This is a genomic window from Lactobacillus sp., from assembly GCF_051893255.1.
In the GTDB taxonomy this organism is placed as follows: Bacteria; Bacillota; Bacilli; order Lactobacillales; family Lactobacillaceae; genus Lactobacillus.
The window spans coordinates 25,369-40,696 of the sequence record NZ_JBJFHB010000065.1; the positions used below are offsets into that span (position 1 = coordinate 25,369).

At 48.4% G+C, this 15,328-nt stretch carries 17 protein-coding genes; all 17 read right to left on the reverse strand.

The window, feature by feature from the left end; translation table 11 throughout:
- Positions 1 to 14 precede the first annotated feature (14 nt).
- Positions 15 to 674, reverse strand: coding sequence for a tetratricopeptide repeat protein (locus ACI4WN_RS05845; RefSeq protein WP_439777377.1), 660 nt, complete (start codon positions 672 to 674; stop codon positions 15 to 17).
- The gene (locus ACI4WN_RS05850) at positions 674 to 1,330 is read right to left on the reverse strand and encodes a histidine phosphatase family protein (protein ID WP_439777378.1); all 657 of its coding nucleotides are present in this window, start codon (positions 1,328 to 1,330) and stop codon (positions 674 to 676) included. The genes ACI4WN_RS05845 and ACI4WN_RS05850 overlap by 1 nt, the downstream gene beginning before the upstream one ends.
- A 90-nt stretch (positions 1,331 to 1,420) precedes the next feature.
- Positions 1,421 to 2,548: a tRNA 2-thiouridine(34) synthase MnmA gene (gene mnmA / locus ACI4WN_RS05855; RefSeq protein ID WP_439777379.1), complete on the reverse strand. Its 1,128-nt coding sequence runs from the start codon at positions 2,546 to 2,548 to the stop codon at positions 1,421 to 1,423.
- A gap of 6 nt (positions 2,549 to 2,554) precedes the next feature.
- Positions 2,555 to 2,896, reverse strand: a complete 342-nt coding sequence (locus ACI4WN_RS05860; RefSeq protein ID WP_008461179.1) for a DUF1831 domain-containing protein — start codon at positions 2,894 to 2,896, stop codon at positions 2,555 to 2,557.
- Positions 2,897 to 2,949: 53 nt separating this feature from the next.
- Positions 2,950 to 4,113, reverse strand: coding sequence for a cysteine desulfurase family protein (locus tag ACI4WN_RS05865; protein WP_439777380.1), 1,164 nt, complete (start codon positions 4,111 to 4,113; stop codon positions 2,950 to 2,952).
- The gene (locus tag ACI4WN_RS05870; protein WP_279201170.1) at positions 4,113 to 4,811 is read right to left on the reverse strand and encodes a 5'-methylthioadenosine/adenosylhomocysteine nucleosidase; all 699 of its coding nucleotides are present in this window, start codon (positions 4,809 to 4,811) and stop codon (positions 4,113 to 4,115) included. The genes ACI4WN_RS05865 and ACI4WN_RS05870 overlap by 1 nt, the downstream gene beginning before the upstream one ends.
- A gap of 18 nt (positions 4,812 to 4,829) precedes the next feature.
- A complete protein-coding gene (locus ACI4WN_RS05875; RefSeq protein ID WP_008461174.1) occupies positions 4,830 to 5,072 on the reverse strand; it encodes a hypothetical protein in 243 nt (80 codons plus the stop codon).
- A gap of 4 nt (positions 5,073 to 5,076) precedes the next feature.
- Complete coding sequence (locus tag ACI4WN_RS05880) at positions 5,077 to 5,634, reverse strand: NUDIX hydrolase (RefSeq protein ID WP_008461172.1); 558 nt, start codon at positions 5,632 to 5,634, stop codon at positions 5,077 to 5,079.
- A gap of 15 nt (positions 5,635 to 5,649) precedes the next feature.
- The gene (locus ACI4WN_RS05885; protein ID WP_008461171.1) at positions 5,650 to 5,859 is read right to left on the reverse strand and encodes a cold-shock protein; all 210 of its coding nucleotides are present in this window, start codon (positions 5,857 to 5,859) and stop codon (positions 5,650 to 5,652) included.
- Complete coding sequence (ileS, locus tag ACI4WN_RS05890) at positions 5,859 to 8,654, reverse strand: isoleucine--tRNA ligase (protein ID WP_439777381.1); 2,796 nt, start codon at positions 8,652 to 8,654, stop codon at positions 5,859 to 5,861. Before ileS ends, ACI4WN_RS05885 begins: the two co-directional genes overlap by 1 nt.
- Positions 8,655 to 8,971: 317 nt before the next feature.
- Positions 8,972 to 9,769, reverse strand: coding sequence for an RNA-binding protein (locus tag ACI4WN_RS05895; RefSeq protein WP_439777428.1), 798 nt, complete (start codon positions 9,767 to 9,769; stop codon positions 8,972 to 8,974).
- Positions 9,769 to 10,071 (reverse strand): YggT family protein, encoded by a 303-nt coding sequence (locus ACI4WN_RS05900; protein WP_008461165.1) that lies wholly within the window; start codon positions 10,069 to 10,071, stop codon positions 9,769 to 9,771. Before ACI4WN_RS05900 ends, ACI4WN_RS05895 begins: the two co-directional genes overlap by 1 nt.
- Positions 10,071 to 10,517 (reverse strand): cell division protein SepF, encoded by a 447-nt coding sequence (locus ACI4WN_RS05905; RefSeq protein ID WP_009558496.1) that lies wholly within the window; start codon positions 10,515 to 10,517, stop codon positions 10,071 to 10,073. The genes ACI4WN_RS05900 and ACI4WN_RS05905 overlap by 1 nt, the downstream gene beginning before the upstream one ends.
- 15 nt (positions 10,518 to 10,532) lie before the next feature.
- A complete protein-coding gene (gene ftsZ, locus ACI4WN_RS05910; protein WP_439777382.1) occupies positions 10,533 to 11,873 on the reverse strand; it encodes a cell division protein FtsZ in 1,341 nt (446 codons plus the stop codon).
- Positions 11,874 to 11,887: 14 nt separating this feature from the next.
- Complete coding sequence (gene ftsA / locus ACI4WN_RS05915) at positions 11,888 to 13,276, reverse strand: cell division protein FtsA (RefSeq protein ID WP_439777383.1); 1,389 nt, start codon at positions 13,274 to 13,276, stop codon at positions 11,888 to 11,890.
- Positions 13,277 to 13,334: 58 nt separating this feature from the next.
- Positions 13,335 to 14,177, reverse strand: a complete 843-nt coding sequence (locus ACI4WN_RS05920; protein WP_439777384.1) for a cell division protein FtsQ/DivIB — start codon at positions 14,175 to 14,177, stop codon at positions 13,335 to 13,337.
- 38 nt (positions 14,178 to 14,215) lie between these two features.
- Positions 14,216 to 15,328, reverse strand: coding sequence for an undecaprenyldiphospho-muramoylpentapeptide beta-N-acetylglucosaminyltransferase (gene murG, locus ACI4WN_RS05925; protein ID WP_439777385.1), 1,113 nt, complete (start codon positions 15,326 to 15,328; stop codon positions 14,216 to 14,218).

The following is a 15,328-nucleotide window of genomic DNA, read 5'->3' on the forward strand; positions in this document are numbered from 1 at the left end:
CTTGCTTCTCGCTCTTACTTCTTAACTTGCCCGCCCTGCTTTTGGCTGACCAGTTTTAACAGTGACTGGTACTGGTCTTTAGCCTGTTTGTAGTATTTGGGATCCATTTTTTCTGCCTTGGCAAAAAATTGGTCCGCCCGGTCCCGGTCAGCCTCAAGGCAGCTGACCCCCAGCAAAAAATTCACCTTAGCTGAGCGCTTTTTCTCCGGAATGGCCAAAAAGCTGCCTTCAGCTGCTTTTAGATCGCCCAGTGCCAGCCAAATGTCACCAAGTAATTCTTTGACCTTGTCGCCTTGCTCTTTAATAGACAGGGCATGGGCCAAGGCACGTGAGGTCTGCCCCATTTTGAGGTAAACCAGGGCCTTTTGATAGAGGGTCAAGTCATCATTCGGGATGTTTTTTAACAATGCCAAGGATTTGTCAAAGTCACCATTGGCATAATAAGCTACAGCTAGGTCATAGTCCAGGTCGCCAGGATTGTCGACTAATCCTCTAGCCTTCTCCAAAAGCTCCTGGGCTTGTTCTGGGCTGCCCTGGTCTAATAAATAAGTGGCCAGCTGCATGTAGTTATTGGCGTTTTTGGGCTTTTGGTCAATCAAGGCAATCAACTGGTGAATTGCCTCTTTGCTCTTGCCAGCTTGGTAGAGCTCATCAATTTGCTTGTTTTCGTTCATCATAGACCGTCCGTTTCTGACATCTGGTGGCCAAGAGGCGTAACGTCTGACCACTTGACCAGGTCAAACTTGCCGCCATCCCGGCTCTTTAAAATGGTTAGGCTGGTATTGTAGATTACGCCGTTTTGCCTTAAATGAGACAGGTCATAGCCAAGCAGCGCCCCCATGATGGCAGATAAAACGGCGCCGTGGCTGACTACCAAGATCTTGTCGCTGTCTTTAGGGTATTTTTCCGCCATTTCCTGGCCAAAAGAGAGGCCTCTTTCCATGGCGCTTTGGTAGCTCTCCCCACCAACTACAGCTGCATCGTATTTTTCTGGGTGGTGCCAAAAGTTGTCGATCTCTGCTGGAAAAAGCTTTTCTGCATCAGCATACTTCATCCCTTCCAGTTGCCCCAGATTCATCTCCCGCAGGCGTTCATCTAAGTGGATGGGCAGGCGGCACTGGGCTGCATCAGCAATGCCCTGAGCAGTCTGTCTGGCCCTTTCCAAGGGACTGGAATAAACGGCTTGAAAGTGGGTCCCGCGCAGGTAGTGGCCCATTTTTTCAATGTCCTCCCAGCTGCTCTTTAAGAGCTTGGAGTCGCCTTGCCCCCCTTGAAAGCGTTGTTCCAGATTCCATTCGGTCTTGCCATGTCTGATAAAATAAATCTCCATAAATTATTTTCGCCTCTTCGTAAACTGTCTTCTTCATTATAGCAAAAAAAGGCCGAGTCAAATTGACTCAGCCTTGCTAAAAAGCAGATATTAAACTAATTGCAGCTGCCGGGCTTCCTTCCAAGCAGCATCAATGTTGCCTCCGCCCAGACACTCTTCGCCGTTATACAGGACCAAAGCCTGACCTGGCGTTACCGCTCTAGCTGGTTCATCAAAGTAAACGTCAGCCGTCTTAGTGGCTGCGTGGTACTTAACGTATACGCCGACGTCGCATTGGCGGTAGCGGAACTTAGCCGTTGCCTTAAATTCCACATCGTGGTCGGGGTTGCCGGTAAAGAAGGTCATGCCAGATGCTGTCAGGCGGTCAGCGTATAAAAGCGGACTGTCATAGCCTTGTTCCACGATCAATTGGTTCTTGGACAGGTTCTTGCCAACCACAAACCATGGGGCGGTAGATTCCTTGGTTGAGCCCAGACCCAGCCCCTGTCTTTGGCCGATGGTGTAGTACATAAGGCCGGCGTGGTGGCCTACGACTTGCCCATCTGGGGTCACCATGTCACCAGCTTGGGCTGGCAAAAATTCGCTTAAGAAGTGCTTGAAGTTCCGCTCACCGATGAAGCAGATCCCAGTTGAATCCTTCTTCTTGGCCGTTGCCAAACCAGCTTCTTCAGCAATCTGCCGCACTTCTGGCTTGGTCAAGTCTTGCAATGGGAACATCACCTTCTTGATCTGTTCTTGGCTCAGTTGACTCAAGAAGTAGGTCTGGTCCTTGTTGCCGTCCTTTGGCCGCATCATGTGGGTGACGCCTTGGTCATCCACCATGGTCTTGGCATAGTGGCCCATGGCCAGGTAGTCAGCATCCAAGTTCATGGCGTAGTCCAAGAAGGACTTAAACTTGATTTCGGTGTTGCACATGATGTCTGGGTTTGGCGTTCTGCCAGCCTTGTATTCCTTCAAAAAGTACTGGAAAACTCTCTCCCAGTATTCTTTTTCAAAGTTGATGGAGTAGTAAGGAATGCCGATCTTGTCAGCAACCTTTTTGACATCTTCAAAGTCTTCCGTTGCCGTACAAATGCCATCATCCCGGGTATCATCCCAGTTCTTCATAAAGACGCCGACCACGTCATAGCCTTGTCTCTTTAAGAGCAAGGCTGCGACTGATGAGTCCACGCCCCCGCTCATGCCGACAACGACCCTGATCTTGCTCTTGTCAACCATTAAAAATCAATCCTTCACTTCAGATAAAATCTTGCGCTCCTCCAGGTCCTTCAAAATGTAGTTTAAAAGTTCCACCGTTGGAGCCAGCTGCTTATTTTTGAAAATATTTACTTTTTGCAAACCGCTTGGATCCGTAACGACCATGGTGAGGTGGCTCAAATCGCTCTTAACCGTCATCTTCAGCTTAGTCGTCGCGTTGTATGGAGATTCATTGTAAAGTGGGTGTTCGTAGACGAAGTTGCCCCGAGCCGTCTTTTGAAAACCGGCATCGATCAAGGCATAAAGCTTCACGTCTGGGTTCAAAACAAACTTTCTTTGATCGCCATTGATTGTCACAGTATTAGCCATAAAGTAAAACCTCGCTTATTAATTGTAAGTATTTTTCTAAAAAAAGCAAGAATTTAGTCTTGCGTCTTCTTTTCCTGCATTCTCTTGGCCACCTTGATCAAGGCATCCGCAAAGGCAGCCACCTCTTCGGCCGTGTTGTAGCGGCCAAAGGAGACTCTGATTGACTCCGAAATCCGCGGAGAGTCTGGTCCAAACATGGCAGTCAAGACATGAGATGGGGTCAAGCTCCCGGCCGTACATGCGGATCCGCCAGAAACGGCAAAGCCAGCAAGGTCCAAGTTGGCGATCAAGAGGTAAGTGGAGGCGCCCTTGATCCGCAAGTTCAAGACGTGGTGAGAAACCAGACCAGTCAAGGGGCTGTTGACTTCGTAGTCAATGCCAGCTTGGTCTAAGCGGTCTAAGACCAGCTTTTGGAAGTTGGTGTACTTTTCCTGCAATTCTGCCTTAGAAACTACTTGGGTTTCCTCTACAGCCAGGCCAAAGCCGGCGATGCCGGGCACGTTTTCCGTACCAGCCCGCCGCTTCATTTCCTGGTCACCGCCGTAAATCAGGTTTGGCAGGCGGATGCCGTCTCTTTCGTACAAAAAGCCTAAGAACTTTGGCCCATTGATCTTGTGGGCCGAAGTGGACATAAAGTCAATCTTCATATCTTGCACGTCCAGGTCAATATTGCCAAGACCCTGCACAGCGTCCACATGGAAGTAGGCGTTAGTCTCAGCGACCATCTCACCGATTTCCTTTAGCGGGTTAACGGTGCCAACTTCGTTATTGACGGCCATGACTGAAACCAAGATGGTATCAGGCGTCAGAGCCTGTTTTAAGTCATCTAAAGAGATGTGGCCATCCCGGTCAACGTCCAGATAAGTAACGCTGTAGCCTTGGCTTTCCAGTTTTTGCATGGACCGCAAAACGGACTCGTGCTCAATCTTGGTCGTGATCAGGTGCTTGCCGATGTCTTTTCTCAGTTCGGCCACGCCAAAAATGACATTATTATTGCTTTCTGAACCACCAGAGGTAAAGATGATTTCCTGGTCCTTGGCGTTAATGGCTTGAGCAATGGTGTGACGGGCACTTTCGACCACGTTGCGGGCCTTGCGGCCAAAGCCGTGGGTGCTTGAGGCATTGCCAAAGTCATTCTTCATCTCATTGCTGATCAAGTCAATGACGGCTGGCGACATGGGAGTCGTCGCCGCATTGTCCAAATAAATCTGCTCCATTAAAACTCACTCTCCTGCAAGAAATTGACGATCATGTCGGCAGCCTTGGCCCCCACCTTTTTGACAAAGGCAGCAAAGTCATCATCCGCATTTTCATCGCCGTTGTCAGAAATAGCTCTTAAGGCAATCAGGGGCACGTTAAAGTGGTAGGCCACTTGGGCAAAGGCTGCCCCCTCCATTTCACAGCACAGGGCATCTGGGAAGTTCTTGATGATTTCGTCTTTTTGCGCCTGAGCAGAAATAAAGGAGTCGCCAGTCACCACTAGGCCTTGGTGGTACTGAATGCCCTTTTGGTCCAAAAAGGCCTTGAACTGGTCCCGAGCTGGGGAATCCAGCACAAAGCGGGCAGGCTCTTGCGGAATTTGCCCTTCCACATAGTTGCCGGCTGAGGTGTTGTGGGCATCGTGGTAGGCAAATTCTGTAGGCAAGACCAAGTCTTCTTTGCGAACCTTGGCGTTGAGTGAGCCAGCTGAACCCGTCATGATCACGAGGTCAATTTTTTCTTTGGCCAAGAGGCTGGTCAGGTTCATCGCTGCCTGCACCTTGCCAATCCCGGTTAAGCCCAGGTAAAGATCGTTTCCTTGAACGGAAAAATGTTCGAATTCTGTCGAACCGAACATTTCTTTCTTGCCTGAGGAAAAGTACTGGTGATAAAATTCGGCTTCTTCAGCCATTGGTACAACGATTGCAATTTTCATCGCTTATCCTCAATTCAATCAAAATTTTAATAAAATTACCCAAACTAGGATAATCAACAGACACACAATTAGAATAGCAAAGTTTAGCCTTCTTTTCAGGATTTTTGTCTTGTACTCTGCTGGAGATTCGGCTAAACCGGGCTCTTGCGGTCTTCTCGTATCTTTTCTCTTAGAAGCAGGAAAAGCAGCTGAATCAGCTGCTTCCTGAGTATTCTCTTGTTGCGCCTGGCGGCGTCTGTAATCGGAACGTTTTTCTGTCATAACTCTAACCTTGTGAACCGGTCAGCAGCATGTTTTCCCATACGGAAATAGCATAAATGGTCTTAGCATCAACTATTTTGCCCTCTGTTAACAGGTTCTTTAATTCTTCTAAGCTATACCAGTCTGCTGTCAAAAATTCGTCATCATCCAAAGCCAGCTTGTTTTCAACTTGGCTTAGAGTGTCACAGTAGTAAAGATAAAGCTTTTCATTACTAAATCCTGGTGAAGTATAGAATTCGGAGACCTTTTCCCAGTATTCGGCTTTAAGGCCCCCTTCTTCATTTAACTCCCGCTTCATTGCATCCAAGGGACTCACGTCGGTGACATCAATCATTCCAGCTGGAATTTCTAGAGTCAATTGCTTTACGGCTTCACGCCACTGGGTAACCAAGAGCATCTTTTTTTCATTGTTGATGCAGATGGCGGCAGCGGCTGGCCGGTGGTCAACCAGCTCTCGGGAAGCGGTCTTGCCGTTAGGCAGATTCACGGTTTCAACGCTGACGCTGATAAAATTGCCGCGAAAAGCTTCCTTTGATGAAATTTCAGTTTCTTTTAAATCCATACGTCATTCCTTTGCTTAGTCTTTGGCCAAGTAAACGTTAATGCACTGCAAGCCGTTCTTACCTTGGGCAAGCTGGTACCTTACCCTTTGGCCAACTTCCAGCCTCTTATAGCCCTCCTCCTTGATGGCAGTATAAAAGACAAAATATGATTTGTGGTTTAGATCGTCTTCGATAAAGCCAAAACTGGCTTTATCATCAAACTGTTTGACAATACCGGTTCTCATTACTTTTCCAGACCTTCTTCAAGTGCTTCGGGGTGATCCAGTGCTACTACGCTTGCGCAGCGGCCACACAATTCTGGCAGGCGATTGTCAGCGCCAATGTCGTTTCTGATCATCCGGCAGCGAGGACAAACTTCGCCTTCGGCGCGGCGGACAACAACGCTGGCATGGTCAAACTTGTCAGCATCTGCAGGAACTGGGCCTTGGCCGAACTTGAGCTGGGAAACGATCAAGATTTCCCGGAAGTCTTCACCAGCAAGCTTATCAAGGGCTGCTTGACTTTCTTCGTCTGGGTAAACCGTTACTTCAGCTTCAAAGGACTTACCAATCAGCTTTTGGTCACGGGCCTTTTCCAGAGCCTTCAAAACGTCATCGCGCAGCTTCATGAAGGCATGCCAGTCTTCCTTCAATTCGTCTTGACCATCATAGTCTTCGATTTCTGGGAAGTTTGACAGGTAAACGTCATCTTCGGCTTCCTTGAGGTATTCCCAAACTTCGCCCATGGTGTGTGGCAAGATTGGGGCCAAGATCTTAGCCAATTTAACGGCAGCATCGTAGATGACCGTTTGCATAGACCGGCGAGCGTGGCTGTCCTTAGCCTCGATGTAAAGGACATCCTTGGCAAAGTCAAGGTAGAAGGCTGACAAGTCATTAGTGATGAACTTGAAGACTTGCTTGTAAACATCAGCAAAGTCATACTTCTTGTAGTCGACCAGGCATTCAGCAACCAGGTCGTTTAACTTAACTTCCAAGTACTGGTCGATCTTGCGCAGGTCCTTAAAAGCAACCCGGTTTTCCTTTGGATCAAAGTCACTGGTGTTGGCCAGCATGTAACGGAAAGTATTTCTGATCTTCCGGTAGGCTTCTGACACTTGCTGCAAGATTTCCATAGATACGCCAACGTCGGCTGAGGAGTCAACTGAAGCTACCCACAAGCGGATAATTTCAGCCCCCATCTTCTTGATGACGTCGTTAGGAGAAATGGTGTTGCCAAGGGACTTAGACATCTTCCGGCCTTGCCCGTCCAGGGTGAAGCCTTGTGACAAGACTGACTTGTACGGTGCTACCCCATTAGCGGCCACGCTAGTGATCAAACTAGAGTTGAACCAGCCACGGTATTGGTCGCTGCCTTCCAGGTACATGGAAGTTGGGTATTGAACATCGTAGCCCAAGGCCCGAACGCCGCTCCAGGATGTCCCTGAGTCAAACCACACGTCCAAGATGTCCGTTTCCTTAGTAAACTTGCCATTTGGTGAGTGTTCTGAAGTGAAGCCTTCTGGAAGGAGGTCTTCAACTGGGTGGGTAAACCAAGCGTTTGAGCCTTCCTTTTCAAAGAGGTCAGCGACGTGGTTGATGGTTTCTGGAGTCACGATTGCCGTACCGTCTTCAGCGTAGAAGATTGGCAATGGCACGCCCCAAGCTCTTTGCCGGGAAATTACCCAGTCGCCCCGGTCCTTGATCATGTTGTAAAGACGAGTCTTGCCCCAGGATGGGTAGAAGTCAGTCTTTTCGATTTGGTCCAGAATTTGGTCTCTAAACTTGGAGATTGACGCAAACCACTGAGTCGTTGCCCGGTAGACAACTGGCTTCTTGGTCCGCCAGTCATGAGCTGCGGAGTGGACAAAGGTGCTGTAGTGCAGCAGGTTGCCGGCAGCAGCCAATTTGTCCTTCACGATTTCGTTGGTGTCCGTGTAGAACTTACCAACTAAGTCCTTGTCAGGGATTTCTTCAGTGAAGCAGCCCTTGTTGTCCATTGGGGACAAAACGTCAAAGCCGTAGCGCATGGCGGTGTTGTAGTCGTCTTCACCAAAGCCAGACGCAGTGTGGACCAGGCCAGTCCCATCATCGGCAGTAACGTAGACAGCGTTCATCAAAAGGCTTTCTCTGCCTTCCAGGTATGGGTGCTTGGCAACCATATATTCCAGGTCAGTCCCCTTCAGGTGCTGAACGGTCTTGTAGTCGCTCCAGCCCAAGATTTCCGCTACTGCTTCCAGGCGCTCAGTCCCAACCACGTAGCGGCGGTCACCAACTTCAACGACTGAGTAGTCAAACTTTGGGTTAACCGCGATCCCTTGGTTTGAAGGAATGGTCCATGGGGTAGTCGTCCAGATCAAGAAGTAAGTGTTCTTTTCATCCAGCTTGCCCTTGCCATCCTTAACTGGGAAAGAGATGTAAATGGATGGTGATTCAATATCGTGGTATTCAACTTCGGCTTCAGCCAGGGTTGATTCACTGGACCAAGACCAGTAAACAGGCTTCTTGCCTTGGTAGATGTAGCCATTTTCAAACATCTTGCCAAAGACGCGGATTTCTGCAGCTTCAAATTCTGGCAGCAAGGTGATGTATGGGTGGTCCCAGTCACCGATCACACCCAGACGCTTGAAGTCAGTCCGCTGCTTTTCTACTTGGCTCATGGCAAAGTCATAGCACAGCTTGCGGTAAGCAGCCCGGTCCATGGTCTTGCGATCAACGCCTTGCTTGGTCAGTTGCTGCTCAATTGGCAAACCGTGAGTATCCCAGCCTGGAGTGTAAGGAGCGTAGAAGCCTGCCATGTTCTTGCTTCTGATGATGATGTCCTTAGTAATCTTGTTCAAGGCGTGACCCATGTGGATGTTGCCGTTGGCAAATGGCGGGCCATCGTGAAGGTCAAATCTTTCATGACCTTCATTTAGCTTCAGTCTTCTTTGGTAAAACTTCTGATCTTCCCAGTTCTTTTCCCATTCCGCTTCCCGCTTTGGCAGGTTGCCGCGCATTGGGAACTTGGTCTTGCCAAGATTCAGCGTATCTTTAACTCGCATATAAAAATCCTTTCGATAAAACAAAAAATCTCATCCTGAATAGGACGAGATTCTCGTGGTACCACCTAAATTGAGCCTATTGCTAGACCCCACTTATTGCCAACTTATCGGGTCAGCTGCCGGTCAGACCAATTGGCAGCTGATCGCTTTCAGGCCTTTTGTTAATCTTCCACCATCATTAACTCGCTAGATTCGCCTTCAAGCTTGACTGTCAGTCTGAGTTTATTAATCAAAATTATGCAATAGATAAAAAGTAATGAGAAAACTTTTATCTACATTAAAAGAGTTTAAGCCATTAACTCAGGCATGTCAAATGATTATTGCCTTTTTGCGGGCCAAAATTGTCCTTCAAGGTAAAAACGGCCCTTTTTGGTTGGGTAAATTGATAAGATCTTGACTCTGCCAAAGTGGCGGAGGCTGACTAAGTCACCAATCTGCACTTCTTTTTCAGCCTTCGTTTCTGGATGCCAGTTAAGGCGAACCTCCCCCGCTTCTAAAGCCTGCTTGAGCTGGGTCCTGGATTTGCCGCTTAAAGCCGCTAAAACGGCATCTAAGCGAAGAGACGCCGCTACCCCATCAAGAGCCTTAGACCCATCTTCAATGGCCAGGAGGTCCCGCATTTCCTTTTCTTCCAGCTTCACCTTGACCGGCCCCATCCGGTAGATATTTTCGGTAAAAAAGGTTACCAGCTCTTTTTCGGCAAAAAATTGCCAGCGGCCCTGGCCATCAGTCACGATATCGCCAAAGGTCTCGGTTTTGACGCCAGAATTGGCCAAGCTGCCCAGGATTTGGCTGTGCCTTAGCTGGGCAAACTTTTGCGGATAAGAAATTTCCAGTAAAGAAACGCCAAATTCTTTTTTGGGCAAGGGCAGCCAGTCACTAGTCAAATAAACCCGCTTTTTCTCTGCTTCATCATAGCCGCCATATTCATCCAGCATGATTTCTCCGCCAGCAACAGCTTGTAAAATCTGCCTTTTGCGGGGATCCAAGAAGTCGGTTAAGACTGGTTCACCCTGGTAAAGAACCCGATTAAAAAGACCAACAAAATAGTCAATTGTTGGTCTTTCTTCTTGTTCAAAATAAGGGTAAAAGCTGCTAGCTTGTTTTTTCTCCATCATGCAAAGATCCTTGCTAAGATGTTAAAAAGCCAGCCTAGTGCCACGCTTTGGATGAAATAGATAACAAACAAAGCAATCATCGGTGAAATGTCAATTCCAGTGGAGTAGATCAAGCGCAGAACTGGTCCTTGCCGGAACAAGTTGATAAAGGGGTTGACCAAGCGGTCGATCCACTGACCAATTTGTGATTGTCTCACTCCCGGAATCCAAGACATGAAGGCGTCGATGACGATTAATAAACTGTAGGCCTCACAAATAAAATTGAGCAAGCGGTACAGAATCAGTAAAAAACTCATCATTAACCTAAAGTATCTTTCTTATCCAGCAATTCGGTAATCTTGCCGTCCGTTTCAAACTTTGGTGGAGTGGCCAAGAAAATCTTGTCGCCAACGCGTTGAATTTCGCCATTCAAGGCGTAAACGGTCCCGGTGATAAAGTCAACCACCCGGCGGGCAGACGCATCGTCCATCCGGGAGAAGTTGATGATAATCGCCTTTTGGTTGAGCAAATTCTGGGCTACTTCCTTAGCATCAGAATATACTCTTGGCTCGTACAAGACAATCTTACTTGGGCCGGCGTTAACCTGACCAGACTTAATGGAAACGACATTGTTGTCACGCGTATTGCTGCGCATGTATGCAGTGCTATCCACTTGGTCATCCATCATTTGGTCTTCGTAAGTGTCTTCTTCGTAGCTTTCGCTGTCGCCAAAGCCGAAAAAGTCCTTAAGCTTGTTGCTGCTCATTATTTAGTCGCCTCCTTAGCGGTCACGGCGATGCTTGAAGAATGGGATGTCGTCATCATCATCGTCATCGTCGTCATCAGTGCTGATATCAATTTGAGAAATCATGTTGCTTTGGTCAGCCGCAAATGGTGCTGCTTCTTGCTCTTGAGCCTGCTTTTCAGCCTTTGGGCTTTGCCGTCTAGAATAGTCATCATCGTTTAAGCCCCACACGCTGGTTGGGTCCATCATGCTGGCTGGCTTTTCTTCCTTGACTTCTTCTTTAGCTTCTTCCTTAACGGGTTCAGCTGCTTCTTGAACTTGTGGCTTTTCTTCTAAAATCTTAGGAGCTGGGGCCTTTTCGCGAGGAGCTGAAACTTGGTGACCGCGACCTGGCAATTGGCTAGATGCTTCTTCTTCAGCAGCTGAGTCAATCCCAGTAGCGATTACCGTTACTACGACTTCGTCGCCCAGGTTAGGGTTGATGGCCGTACCGAAGATGATGTTCACGTCATCACCAGCTGCACTCTTCACGATATCTGAGGCATCTTGAGCTTCAAACAAGGTCAAGTCTGGACCACCAGTGATGTTGAGCAAGACTTGCTTTGCCCCATCGATAGAAACTTCCAAAAGTGGTGAAGAAATCGCCATCTTGGTAGCTTCGGCTGAGCGGTTTTCGCCGCTGGCCCGGCCGATCCCCATCAAGGCAGCACCTTGATTTTCCATGACCGTCTTCACGTCGGCAAAGTCCAAGTTCACGTAGTCGTTAGAAGTGATCAAGTCGGAAATGCCTTGAACACCTTGCTTGAGGACATTGTCGGCTTCCTTGAAGGCTTCCATCATCGGAGTCTTCTTGTCAACGATTTCCAGCAAGCGGTTGTTGGCAACGATAACCAAAGTGTCAACGTATTGCTTCAACTTGGCAATCCCTTCAGCGGCATTCTTTGACCGCTTTGGCCCTTCAAAGCTGAATGGGCGGGTAACGACCCCAACTGTCAAGGCGCCGGTTTCCCGGGCGATCTTGGCGATCACTGGCGCAGCACCAGTACCAGTACCGCCGCCCATGCCGGCCGTAATGAAGATCATGTCAGCGCCCTTTAATGCGTCTTCGATCGTTTCTTCGCTTTCTTCAGCAGCTTTTTGTCCAGTTTCTGGATGAGAGCCTGCCCCCAGGCCCCGGGTCAACTTTGGCCCCAGCTGAATCTTGACTTCAGCCTTGTTGCTGTTTAAGGCTTGGACGTCAGTGTTAGCCGCGATGAAAGAAACGCCTTGAACGCCATCTTCAATCATCCGGTTAACCGCGTTGCCGCCCGCGCCACCAACGCCAATTACCTTGATAACTGCGTTGTTGTTGTCATCTGAATCAAAAGTAAAATCCATCTACTCTACCACCCTTAATCAAAGAACTTTCTGAAAAATGCAGCTAAGCCTTTGTCTTTGTTTTTGCTTTCTTTATTATTTTCTTCTGGGTCTGCTAGTTCTTGAGCGTCTTCAAACCCATCATGCTTAGTATTATTATAAGCTAAATCCCGGTCCTTTTCATCAGTCCGGACAGCTCTTTTAAGATTTTTTTGATTATTGCTTGCGGATCTAGTCGTTTCATTGCCAGCTAAAGCCTGATTATCATAAATCACGGTATTAGCCAAGTAGCCAATATCGCTTAGGCTGCTGGCATAGGCAACTAGACCATAAGCAACGGAATAGATCGGATTGCGCAGACCAATTTGGGCTGGCTGGTAGATCTTGGCTTTAACATCGTAGTCTTCAGCAACTAGGCCATCAATGCCCTGCAAAAGCGCGCTCCCGCCGGTAATGATGAAGCCTGCTGGCAGCCCCAAGGCACCGTGCTTATACAGGCCCTTGCCGACGTGCTTCAAGATCTGCTGCAAGCGGGCAAAAATGATCTCGCTCAGGTACTTTTCGCTGACCAAATTATTTTGGTCTTGACCAACGGCTTTAACAGAAAACTTTTCATTTTCTGAAGCCAGCTCTGGATCAGCATAGCCATAGTCCCGCTTCAAGGCTTCAGCATCGCTCATGGTCGTTGAAAGAACAACGGAAATGTCGTGGGTAATGTCAACAGCCCCTCTTAAGTCAACTGTAGCATAGCGAATCTGCCCGTCTTTGATGACCGTCGCCGTCGTGCTGCCACCGCCTAGATCCAGCAAGATTGCCCCGAAGGTTCTCTCCGCTTCGTCCAAAGCCACACTAGAGACAGCCATCGGCGCTGGCACAAAGAAATTGTTGCTGATGCCGGCGTGAGCCAAAGCAGTATTGATATTGTGAATTTCGCCAGCTGGCGCCGTCATCACGACCCCTTGCACCAGCAGAGACCGGGCGATCATCGTCCGGGGATCGTCAACGTCTTTTTCCCCATCGATCAAAAAACGGTTAGGGAAAAAGGAAACTGCTTGCCGGTCCTTCTTTTTTACAGAGCTGATCGCTGCCTGCATGACGTGTCTCACGTCTTGGTCGGTTACCTCCCGGCCTTGATCAGAAATATTGATCATGCCAGTAGCAGTTTCTAGCTGCAGCATGCTGATTGGCAGAGAGGTTACCACGCGAAAAATATGGCTACTGGTCTTTTCCCCAGCCTGCTTGAGCGTATTTTTTACAGATTCTGCGACTTGGTCAATGTCGACGATCTTGCCATGCCGCATCCCCTTGGTTGGGCTGGCCACTGCTCCATAAACCTGCAGCCCTTGTCGCCCAGCGTCGGCGACAACAACTTTGACGCTTGTGGTCCCAATGTCCAAGCCAACCAGTAAAGTTGAATTATCCAAGGTCTATTCCTCCAATACTATTATTTAAATGATATCATAAGGCTTAAAAAATATAAAGCTAAGACAAGCCATATGCCTTTTTTTCTGCACTAGTCAGGGGTCTGGTAAAGGCGCCAACCTCTAAATCCACGACGCTGCTAGTCGTCAAGTCCTGCTTAATTGAATTATAGTACTTGACCTTAGATTTGATCGTTGCCGTATTGCCGATGATCACATTGCCATCTTTCATGACCATGATAATCTGGGTCTTACGGCGGGTGTTGCCAGACAGCATCTTTACCTGCTTTTTAAAGTAGTCAGGGAAAGAATTGAAAATCTTCAGATTCTTTTTCAAAGAAACTTTCTTGCTGTAGCCAATGAAGAGCGGCTTGTCATGGTCAATCTCACTCCAAGTCAAGCGTCTAGTGCCTAGACGACCATCGGTCAAAATTTTGCGGTAGCTGCTGCCATCTTTAATATAGCCGATAATGCCTCTTTCCTGGACCTTGAAAGAAACGGTGTTGAAGTCTTCAAGAGCAAATGAGACTGACTGCACTTCTGGATAAAGCTGAGACAGCTTCTTGCTGATGCTTTTTTGCTGCTGCAAGACATCAACAACCTTTTCACTGGCCTTGATCTGGGCGGATTCGACCAAGCTATTGGCGCTCAGATCATCTGCTCCGCTCACCTTGACCGTTGACACGTCGGCTAAAGGCGACACGTAGTAGCCTAAAAAGGCGATCATCACCGCGCAAAAGACGATGATTGAGCCCAGGCGTATCAAAAGACTCCGCCGCCGCTCTTTTTGCAAAGAGGGAAGCTGATTGGACAGCTTGTGCTGGCCCTGGTGATTCGATTCATGGTTTAAAAATTTTGAAAGCTCTTCTTGAGGGTCTTTCTTGGTAATTCGCTTACGAGCCATCTTCTCAGCCTCCTTTTTGTTCTCTAAAAAATTGTTTTCTAATTCTTTTTGGCAATTTCCTGCATCACCTGGATGACTTGGTCTGAGGCATCGGGCACGCCCAAGGCCTTAGAAGCCTTGCTCATCTTTTCGGCGTAAGTGGTATCTAAGAGCAGGTGGTCGATTGATGAAACAAAGGTATTTTCGTTTAAGTCATCTTCGGCAATCACCAAGGCCGCGCCTGCCTTTTCCAGGTCCATGGCGTTCTTCATTTGGTGGTTGTGGGTAACGTTTGGACTAGGGATCAAGATGACCGGGACGCCCAAAGCCGTAAATTCAGCCAAGCTAGTTGCCCCAGACCGGGAAACAACGCAGGTCATTTCTGGTAGCAGGCCTGGCATGTTGGCAATGTATGGCACAACCTTGATGGAAGTGCCGTAGTCAACGTCAGCCAGCTTCTTTTCAATGGCCTTATAGTAGTAAGTCCCGGTTGCCCAGATAACTTGATACGGCTTTTTCTTGAGTTCCATCAAGCTCTTCAGCATGACCCGGTTGATGGCCAAGGCCCCGCGTGAGCCGCCAAAGACCAAGACCGTTGGGATTTGCGGATTTAGGCCCATTTCGCCTGCTAAGTCAACCGGCTTGGCGTTCAAGCTCAAGACCTGCTGAGAGCGCGGATTGCCAGTCTTGACCAGCTTCTTTTTCTCAGGGAATTCCTTAGCTGCATCATCGAAGCTGTAGCAAATCTTGTCCACGTAGTGGCCGAGGAACTTGTTGGCCACCCCAACCACGGAGTTTGATTCGTGGATCATGGTTGGGATGTGCATCTTGCTGGCTTCATAAACGATAGCACCGCTGACATAGCCGCCCGTCCCCAAAACGACGTCTGGCTTAAAGTCAGTCAAGATTTGCCGCGCCCGCTTAGTAGCCTTCAAGAACAGACTAATCGTCTTGAAGTTCTTCATTGGGTGCTTGCGGTCAAAGCCTTGAATTTCAATGGTTGCAAAGTTGACGCCAGCAGCTGGGACGATCTTTGATTCAAGCCCCTTTTGCGTGCCGACAAAAAGGATTTCATCGTTAGTAGAAATGCCTTCTTCTTTCAAGCGTTCGATCAAGGCCATGATTGGGTAAATGTGGCCGCCCGTGCCGCCACCGGAAAAAATAACTCTCAT

Coding starts and splice junctions, on each gene's coding strand:
- ACI4WN_RS05920 (WP_439777384.1), bottom strand. CDS start 14,177: ATGGCTCGTAAGCGAATTACCAAGAAAGACCCTCAAGAAGAGCTTTCA.
- ftsZ (WP_439777382.1), bottom strand. CDS start 11,873: ATGGATTTTACTTTTGATTCAGATGACAACAACAACGCAGTTATCAAG.
- ACI4WN_RS05870 (WP_279201170.1), bottom strand. CDS start 4,811: ATGAAAATTGCAATCGTTGTACCAATGGCTGAAGAAGCCGAATTTTAT.
- ACI4WN_RS05860 (WP_008461179.1), bottom strand. CDS start 2,896: ATGGCTAATACTGTGACAATCAATGGCGATCAAAGAAAGTTTGTTTTG.
- ACI4WN_RS05865 (WP_439777380.1), bottom strand. CDS start 4,113: ATGGAGCAGATTTATTTGGACAATGCGGCGACGACTCCCATGTCGCCA.
- ACI4WN_RS05900 (WP_008461165.1), bottom strand. CDS start 10,071: ATGATGAGTTTTTTACTGATTCTGTACCGCTTGCTCAATTTTATTTGT.
- ACI4WN_RS05885 (WP_008461171.1), bottom strand. CDS start 5,859: ATGAGAACCGGTATTGTCAAACAGTTTGATGATAAAGCCAGTTTTGGC.
- ACI4WN_RS05880 (WP_008461172.1), bottom strand. CDS start 5,634: ATGGATTTAAAAGAAACTGAAATTTCATCAAAGGAAGCTTTTCGCGGC.
- ACI4WN_RS05895 (WP_439777428.1), bottom strand. CDS start 9,769: ATGGAGAAAAAACAAGCTAGCAGCTTTTACCCTTATTTTGAACAAGAA.
- ACI4WN_RS05875 (WP_008461174.1), bottom strand. CDS start 5,072: ATGACAGAAAAACGTTCCGATTACAGACGCCGCCAGGCGCAACAAGAG.
- ACI4WN_RS05845 (WP_439777377.1), bottom strand. CDS start 674: ATGAACGAAAACAAGCAAATTGATGAGCTCTACCAAGCTGGCAAGAGC.
- mnmA (WP_439777379.1), bottom strand. CDS start 2,548: ATGGTTGACAAGAGCAAGATCAGGGTCGTTGTCGGCATGAGCGGGGGC.
- ACI4WN_RS05850 (WP_439777378.1), bottom strand. CDS start 1,330: ATGGAGATTTATTTTATCAGACATGGCAAGACCGAATGGAATCTGGAA.
- ACI4WN_RS05905 (WP_009558496.1), bottom strand. CDS start 10,517: ATGAGCAGCAACAAGCTTAAGGACTTTTTCGGCTTTGGCGACAGCGAA.
- murG (WP_439777385.1), bottom strand. CDS start 15,328: ATGAGAGTTATTTTTTCCGGTGGCGGCACGGGCGGCCACATTTACCCA.
- ileS (WP_439777381.1), bottom strand. CDS start 8,654: ATGCGAGTTAAAGATACGCTGAATCTTGGCAAGACCAAGTTCCCAATG.